This window comes from Collinsella ihumii (assembly GCF_030385545.1).
GTDB classification, from domain to species: Bacteria; Actinomycetota; Coriobacteriia; order Coriobacteriales; family Coriobacteriaceae; genus Collinsella; species Collinsella ihumii.
The window spans coordinates 54,533-62,705 of sequence record NZ_JAUEIQ010000013.1; the positions used below are offsets into that span (position 1 = coordinate 54,533).

Annotated in this window: 5 protein-coding genes; all 5 read right to left on the reverse strand. The window is 67.2% G+C overall.

The window, feature by feature from the left end; translation table 11 throughout:
* Positions 1-213 precede the first annotated feature (213 nt).
* Positions 214-3,117 carry an ABC transporter permease gene (locus QVN30_RS10970; RefSeq protein ID WP_289836381.1) on the reverse strand — a complete coding sequence of 968 codons (2,904 nt, stop codon included), beginning with the start codon at positions 3,115-3,117 and terminating at the stop codon, positions 214-216.
* A gap of 24 nt (positions 3,118-3,141) precedes the next feature.
* Positions 3,142-3,822: an ABC transporter ATP-binding protein gene (locus QVN30_RS10975; protein ID WP_087199323.1), complete on the reverse strand. Its 681-nt coding sequence runs from the start codon at positions 3,820-3,822 to the stop codon at positions 3,142-3,144.
* 183 nt (positions 3,823-4,005) lie between these two features.
* Positions 4,006-5,076 (reverse strand): sensor histidine kinase, encoded by a 1,071-nt coding sequence (locus QVN30_RS10980; RefSeq protein ID WP_289836382.1) that lies wholly within the window; start codon positions 5,074-5,076, stop codon positions 4,006-4,008.
* Positions 5,077-5,085: 9 nt separating this feature from the next.
* Positions 5,086-5,778, reverse strand: a complete 693-nt coding sequence (locus QVN30_RS10985; RefSeq protein WP_204564814.1) for a response regulator transcription factor — start codon at positions 5,776-5,778, stop codon at positions 5,086-5,088.
* A 172-nt stretch (positions 5,779-5,950) separates the two neighbouring features.
* Entirely contained in the window at positions 5,951-7,792 is a 1,842-nt protein-coding gene (locus QVN30_RS10990; protein WP_289836384.1) for a L,D-transpeptidase, read from the reverse strand.
* Positions 7,793-8,173: the final 381 nt, after the last annotated feature.

Genomic DNA, 8,173 nt, shown 5'->3' on the forward strand with positions numbered 1-8,173 from the left:
TCCTCGTTTCGTCATCCCAACAGTGTCTTCAACGCTGGCTACACGATACTCTATGCGCGTCGTGTGCCCGGCAGCGGTTTTGTAAACTTTGGCAAGCGGTCGAGCGGGCCAGCGGTGGGGAATGGGTGTGCCTGGCGGGCGCGCCCCTCCCCGTCGCGGCGAGGAGGGGCGCGCGGCCGCCTCGAACGATCGATGGCTCATCGGCCATATCTTCTAGATCGCGTCGTCGCGCAGGGCTTCCACCACGTTGGCGGCATGGCTGCGCCGCAGCGCGTAGGCCGCGCTCACCACGATGACCGCGAGCACGATGCCGGCGGCGGCAGCGGCCTCGGCGATCGGGGGCTCCAGGGTGAAGGTGGTGAACGAGTACGTCATCGCCTGGGTCAAAAAGGCCGCCGCGATGGCTGCGAGCGCAAGGCCGATCGCAAAGCCGCGCAGCGCGTAGCTCGCGCACTCGTAGGCGATCATGCGCCGGAAGGCCGACTCGCCCATCCCGATGCTCTTGAGCACCGCGAACTCGCGACGGCGCAGGATGAGCGAGTTCGTGAGCGTGTTGAAGACGTTCGCCACGGCGATCAGGCCGCAGATGACGGTGAAGCAGTAGATGAACGTCTGGACCGTATCGGACATCATGCGGTTCTGCATCTTGGTGTCGGCATAGTTCGTGTAGGTGCAATCGAGCTCTGGGAAGTCGGTGGCGACGAGCTCGAGGGCGTCCTGCGCGTTCGCCGCGGTCTCGGCCGACCCGCCCGCATCGAAATTCATCTGGGCGTCGGCGAAGCCCAGCGTCTCGTTCGCGGCCATGGCGCTGACGGGCAACAGGATGTGCAGGGTGCCCGTTCTGGTGGAGATGCCCGTGGGCGCGGTGTCGGCGAGCGCTCCGACGGCGATCTCCTTGCGCGCGGTGATGCCCTCGTCGAGCGGGACGAAGCGCTCGGACCCGTCGGGCGCGTTGTACCAGACGCTCGGCTGGCCGTTCGTATCGGATACCACGCCCCCGACGTACATGCCCTCAAGGGGCGCGAACGACACGGTCTCCACGGTGCCGGTGCCCGACAGCGGGCTGTAGTACCCGTACGTGCCGCCCTCGTTCAAGGTGTACTCGTTCAGGGCGATCGCCTGCGGGCCCGCGGGGTCGCAGAACTCCTCGCGGGACAGCCCGAGACCGTCGACGTAGGTCTCCCAGCTCGCGGTGTCGATGAAGTCGACGTAGATGGGTCCAGACCACGAGCCGTCGGCAAGCAGGGTGCCGAAGAAGTGATCGGAGCCGTCGGACACCATGGAGGCGGGGACGATGGTGTCGGCGACGTAGCTCGCATGGTAGCCCGCGCGCGTGGTGCCCTCGAGGCCGTCGGCGGCGTCGTAGAGGCGTGCGAGCGCGTCTGCCAGCGCGACGTTGTCGACCTTCCCGTCCTCGCGCACGATGGTGCCCGTGCTGCCCTCGGCCGTCGTGGCGTCGATGCGCACCTGCAGGTCCGTGCCGTCCGCCGCGTCGATCGCGGTGCCGCTCGCGTAGTCCATGACGCTGCCGATGACACCCGAGATGATGAGCAGGGCGACCGAGACGGCAAGTGCGGCGACCGTGACCCTGCCCTTGCTCGTGGCGCGCGTCAGGTTGCGGTGGGCGATGAACCCGGGGACGCCGAAGAGGCGCGCGGAAAGGCCGCGGAGGTGGACGGTGCCGCCGTCTGCCGTGCTCTTTCCCGCACGGGCGAGCGCGCGCCGCGCGCGGCGGGTGAGGTGGATGTCGCGGGTCTGGCGGATGGCGTCCACCGCCGAGACGCGGGAGGCGCGCAGGGCAGGGATCCATGCGCTCACGAGCACGGTCGCGAGCGCCACGCCGGCGGAGATGCCGAGCACGGCGGGGCTCACGGTCACGCTCACCTGGATGCCGTAGGCGTCCACGTCGAACATGGCGGCAAGGCCGCTTCCAGTGAGCTGGAACACGGCGAGGCAGCCGATAAGGCCGAGCACGAGCCCGATGGGGATGCCGACCGCGGAGAGCAGCAGCGCCTCGGTGAGCACGGTGCGACGGAGCTGGCGCTTGCTGGCTCCCAGGGAGGCCAGCAGCCCGAACTGGCGCGTGCGCTCGGCAACCGAGATGGCGAAGGAGTTGTACACGAGCGAGACCCCGGCCACGGCGATGACGACGGCGAGCACGCCGGCGATCATGTAGAGCGTGTTCCACACCTCTGAGCTCCCGGTGACGCCCTGCCAGCGCAGCAGGCTCGTGTGGGTGGCGACCCCGCCAGCCTGGGGGTCGATATCCGAGGAGAGCTCGTCGGCGATCGACAAGGCGTCCTGCGGGTCGTGCGTGGTCAAGATCGAGTAGACGCAGGTGGCGTCCGATGCGTCGGCGAGAGCGCCCTCGACCTCGTTGCCCGAGGGGTAGACGTAGACGCTGTTGCCCTGCAGGGCGCGGGTGGACGAGAAGCCGTAGCTGCGGTAGAAGCCCACCACGGTGCCGCTGACCTGGCCGAGATCCGCGTCGAAGGTCTCTTCGACCGTGTCATCCTGGAAGTAGGTGCCCCGAAGCGAGGTGCCGGCTGCCGTCAGGCCGCTGTCGTCCTCCAGATAGCGCAGCGTGCGCTCGCCGAGCTCGGCCGTGACGGTGCTGCCGAGCTCGATGGCGGACGCGTCGTCGGCGCCCTGCACGGAAAGCCCGCAGGGCGCGAGCTCCACGCCCTCCAGGTAGTGGGGCAGGGCGATCTCCCCGGGGGCCTCGGGCGCGCGGCCGGCGGTGATCTCGGGGCCGGTGACCAGGCGCTCGCCTTCGGGATTCACGGGCCAGGTCTTGGCGAACAGGTAGCTGCCGTAGTCGGCTGCGTTGTCGTCGCCCATCTGGATCGCGCCGAGCTCGGCGACGTCCAGCCGCGCGGCGACGCGCCCGTCGCCCTCGAGCGCGCGGTGGGCGTCGGCGGGAACGTTCGCGGCCTCGACCTGCCAGGAGCCCTCGTCGGCCGCCGTGCGCTCGTAGAGCATGTTCGACATGCTCACGACGCTCGTGAGCACGGCGCAGACGAGCGCGCAGGACAGCGCGATGCCGATGATCGAGACGATGGTGCGGGTGCGGTTGCCGAAAAGCGACCGCAGGGAGAAGCGGGTGAAGATGTTCATGGTGGTCCTCCTGCGACGCGCGGGCTAACCGCGGCGCTCGTCGCGCACGAGCCGGCCGTCCTCGATGGCGATCACGCGATCGGCCATGAGGGCGATGTCCTCGTCGTGCGTGATGACGATGAGCGTCTGCTTGAGCTGACGGTTCGAGTCACGCAGGAGCTTCATGATCTCCGCGGAGTTCTTGGAATCCAGGTTGCCGGTGGGCTCGTCGGCGAGCAGGACCGCCGGCGAGTTCATGAGGGCGCGCCCGATGGCCACGCGCTGCTGCTGGCCGCCGGAGAGCTGGTTGGGCAGGTAGTGCTCGCGCCCGGTGAGCTTGAGGGCGCGCAGGAGCATCTGCAGGCGCTGCTCGTTCACCGTGCGGCCGTCCATGAGGACGGGCAGCGTCATGTTCTCCACGACGTCGAGCACGGGGATGAGGTTGTAGAACTGGTAGACGAGGCCAACCTCTCGGCGGCGGAAGATCGCGAGCTGCTCGTCAGTTCGCGCGAAGATGTCCTGTCCCTGGAGCTTCACGGTGCCCGACGTCGGCCGGTCGACGCCGCCGATCAGATGGAGGAGGGTCGACTTGCCCGATCCCGAGCTGCCGATGATGGCGATGAATTCGCCCGCCTCGACGGTGAAACTGACGTCGTCGAGCGCGCGGACCGCCGTGTCGCCGCTTCCGTACACCTTGGTGAGATGTTCGATTGAAAGGATGTTCATGATGTTCCTTTCGTCGCCGTTACGTTCACCTTGATTCTGGATGCGCGACCTTTCCCCCACATGACCACGAGGTGACACATCTGTCACATGCAAATCGGGGGACGTACCTTCCGCGTGCAATTATGCACGCGGAAGGTACGTCCCCCGATTTGCACAGGGAGGGGGCGCCCCCGCGGGCATTCGTCAGACGGTGGCCTTGAAGAACGCGATCTCGAACTGCGCTCCGGTGACCGTACCGTCGGCGTCGTGCACATTGCGCGCCCGGATCCTGCCGTCTTGCGCGACGACGAGGCTTCGCGCGAGGGCGAGGCCGATGCCGACGCCGGCGGGATTGACCTCGGCGCTCTCCGCGTGCTTCGCGCTCCCGCGATAGAAGCGCTCGAAGATGTGGGGCAGGTCCTCCTCGTCGATCCCCGGGCCCGTGTCGGTGACGATGAGGCGGCAGGCGAGGGGGTCCTCGACGACGTCGATGGTCACCGTGCCGCCTGCGGGCGTATGCTCCAGGCTGTTCTTGAGCACGTTCTGGAGCGCCTCGATGCTCCACGAGAGGTCTCCCGTAAAGCTCGCCTTATCGTCGATGCGGGTGATGAGGGCGACGTCGGCCAGGTCGAAGGGGATGGCGAGCGGGGCTATGGCCCCCCTCACCACATCGCCCGCGCGAACGGTCGCATGCGCCAGCGCGATGGTCCCCGCATCCATCCGAGCGAGTTTGAGCAGAGCGGATACGAGCCACGACACGCGCTCCTGGAGCCCCTCGATCGCGCGCAGCCTCTCGGCAAGATCGGCCACGTCCTTCTCGGTGAGATGCGTGCCGTCCTCCACGATCCGGGCGTGCACGAGGTCCGTCATGATGGAGAGCGACGTCAGCGGCGTCTTGAGCTGATGGGAGATGTCCGCAAGCGAATCGGACAGCAGCGTGCGCTCCGCTTCGAGCTGCTCGGTCGTGATTGCGAGCCGTTGGAACACCTTGTCGATCTCGTTCGAGAGTATGGCGAGCTCCCCCTCGCGCGCCTGCGCCAGATTGAGGCGACGGGTGCCGTTGAGGCACTGGTCGAGCTCATGGGAGAGTCTGCCGATCGCCCGGTAGCGCGCCCGCGTGGACACGCCGACCACGACTCCGAGGACCACGGCGCATGCGAGCACGCAGATCGCCGCCTGAGAGCCCGCCGCAAGGCCCGCCACCGCGATGCAGATGCACGAGGCGAGAACGAAGGCGGCGAGAAGGAGGACGAGCTCGCGGTTTCGTGACAGCATGGGACCTCGCTATCCTTGCGCCTTGTAGCCGAGTCCGCGAACGGTCTGGATGAGCCTCGGCGACGTCGGGTCGGACTCGATCTTGTTGCGCAGGCGGTTGATATACACCGTGAGCGTGTTCTCTTCGATATAGGTCCCCGCGTCGTTCCAGAGCGCGTCGCGTATCGCCTCGCGGGTGATGAGCTTGTCCGGATTCGTCGCGAAGAGCAGAAGCAGCCGATACTCCATCGCGGAGAGGACCACTTCCGTGCCGTCGCGCTCCACGCGCGCCCGGTCGGTGTCGATGGCGATCGGTCCCAGGTGAACGATGTGACGCGCGGGTTGCGTCCGGCGCAGCGCCGCGGCGATGCGCGCGAGGAGCTCGCGCGGGCGAAACGGCTTGGCGATGTAGTCGTCGGCACCCATGGTCAGCCCCGTCACCGTGGTGAACTCGTCGTCCGAAGCGGTCAGGAAGATGACGGGAAGCTCGGGCCTCGCCTGCTTGATGGCACCGCAGACGGCCAACCCGTTGCCCTGCGCCAGCGTGATGTCGAGCAGCACGAGCTGCACGGCCGCCTGCGGGCTCGCGGGATCGATGGCCGCGCGAATCGCCCGGTCCTGCGAATCGACGGCGTCCACGGCGTACCCTTCGCGCGCGAGCAGCTCCGACAGCGATTCCACGATGAGCGGGTCATCTTCCACAAGCAGGATATGAGCTGGCATGGCGTGCCTTTCTCGATGCGTGAAACGAGGGGGCGATGATCGGTCGCCTTCGGTCATAGTACCTGAATGCCGGATGCGGGCCAATCGGACCATCCGGCAAGGGTCTTCGTCGGGCCATGAAGAAGGCCGCCCCGGGGGAGCGGCCTTGGAGAAGATCGGTTCTGGGGACCCGCTACATGTGCACGATCACGCAGTCGTTGAGCTGCACGATGTTGAAGAGCTCGGCAGCCTTGTCTGGAGGCAGGTTCACGCATCCGTGGCTTCCGGTCCACGTGTAGGCGGTGGGGTCGTTGAAGCTCGACGACGCCTGCCAGTCGGCATCGTGCAGTCCCACGGCGCCGCCGATGAAGCTCATCCAGTAATCGACGTAGCTGATGTACTCCGGCTCGCCCGTCTCGGGGTCTTTCGCGCCGGTGAGTTGGACGTTTTGCTCCTTGTTGTTGATGAAGTAGATGCCGGTCGGGGTGTCATGGCCGGTGTTCGGATTGCCGGTGATGCAGCCCGACTCCCATACCAGCTGGTCGTTGGCATCGTAGTAGCGCACGCGCTGCTCTGTGATGTCGATATCGACGTAGGCGCCCCAGTCGCGACCGCCCATGCCGTTGTACTGGGCCGCCGTCTGCTTCGTCGGGATCTGGATCTCCCCGGTCTGCTTGTTGGCCACGGCGTCCTGGATGAGCTGCGCGAGGGTCGCCTCGTCGCTCACCCAGCCGTAGGTTCCGCCCGAGATCGCGACCTGCTTGCCGTCCGGGCGCGTGTAGGTGCGTTCGGTGCCGACGGTGTCGAGCTGCGTCGAGGCGAGGTTGCGGATCCAGTCGGTCAGGCCGGACTCGTTGAGGACCGGGTTGAGGTTCTCGTCGAAGGTGATCCACTGCGTCATGGTCGCGCCGTCAAGCGTCGCCACGTCCTTGTCGCCGAGCTTGAGCGTCACGTCGACGCCGATGATCTCGTTGGCGGCGTCGCAGGCGGCCTGGAGCTGCTCGTCGGTGGCGCCGCTGGCGAACTCCTCGTACATGCTGTCGTCGAGCGCGAGCTCTCGGTCCGCGCGCGCGATCGCCTCCTTGGCGGCGGCGATGATCGCGTCGCGGTTGATCCGCTGGCTCGAGCGCGCCTTGGCCACGGTGAACGCGCCAGCGGCCTCGTCGTAGGCGCCTGCGGCGTCGAACGTTCCGGGGCGCGTGGCGTTGACCTCGTCGATGGCGGCGCCGAGCTGGGCGGTGAAGTCCTCCTCGTCGTAGGTGACCGCGACGTCCGGTACGGTCTGGTTGGGGTCGACGGTGCCCTCGCGCTCGGCGATAAGGCCGGTCACCAGGCGATAGGGCCAAAGGAGCGGTTCGTTGCCGGACAGGACCGCCTCGGCCTCCGCCTGCGCGTCGACCGAAAACGACCCCTCCGCAGGCGTGTAGGTCCAGTCGAGACCGACGCCGGAGACGTGGAGCTGGTAGTCCTGCACGGAGCCCGCGATATGCTCGGCGGCGTCGTCGGCCGTCATGAAGGAGACGTCGATGCCCGCGATCTGCGTCCCGGGATAATACAGGTTCGAGAACGCGAACGCGCCGCCGGCGTATGCGGCGACGAGAAGGCCCGCCACGACGCCGAGTGCGATCTTCACGCCGCGATGGCGCTTGGGGCCGCCGTGTCCGCCCGCGTCGAGCTGCGAGAAATCGTAGGCGCCCGTCGCATACGGCGCCTGCTCCGCCGCGGGGACGGACTGCTCGCGATCCGCCTGCGTCGCGATGGGGGTGAACTCGGGCTCCGCCTCCGCTGCGGGGGATGTTGCGGGCGAGGGGATACCTTGAGCCTGAAGCTGCTCTGCGCGCAGGGCGGCGCCGTAGGTGCGAGGCGCCGTGCGCGCGCCCGCGCCCGCGGCCTGAGCAGCATCAAAGTAGACGGTGCTGTCGGGATCCTGGGGGTTGGAGGGCACCGCGGGGCGCCCTGCCGCATGCTGATGGGATGTCTGCCGGGACGCGCGTCCGGGCATCTGCGAGGGGTCCACGGGGGTCAGACGATCCATGCTATCTTCATTGAAAGCCATGCTTCGTTCAAATCCTTTACCTATGATAAGCTGCGGCTTGTACCGCGCGTAACGTTCGGCTGGATTATACCTGCCCGCGGGGACATATGGTTGCGCCCCGTGGGTGTTTCATCTCGAATTGAAACCATTCCCATCAAGAGCACGCATTCATACCGCACTTTGGATAAACGCGAGCACGTCTCAAGGGTGATTTTGCGGGGTCTTGCTCGGCGGCGGAGCCCCGCAACGCTGTGGAAACAGGCCTGGGCGCTGACGGCGACACAAAATGGGCAGTTTGGCACGCTCATATGACCGATAACCCTGTCAAGTGGCAAAAACGGCCCAACCCGCCTGGCCAAAGGCGGGTCGGGCCCTTCCGCT

Coding starts and splice junctions, on each gene's coding strand:
- QVN30_RS10990 (WP_289836384.1), bottom strand. CDS start 7,792: ATGGATCGTCTGACCCCCGTGGACCCCTCGCAGATGCCCGGACGCGCG.
- QVN30_RS10980 (WP_289836382.1), bottom strand. CDS start 5,076: ATGCTGTCACGAAACCGCGAGCTCGTCCTCCTTCTCGCCGCCTTCGTT.
- QVN30_RS10975 (WP_087199323.1), bottom strand. CDS start 3,822: ATGAACATCCTTTCAATCGAACATCTCACCAAGGTGTACGGAAGCGGC.
- QVN30_RS10985 (WP_204564814.1), bottom strand. CDS start 5,778: ATGCCAGCTCATATCCTGCTTGTGGAAGATGACCCGCTCATCGTGGAA.
- QVN30_RS10970 (WP_289836381.1), bottom strand. CDS start 3,117: ATGAACATCTTCACCCGCTTCTCCCTGCGGTCGCTTTTCGGCAACCGC.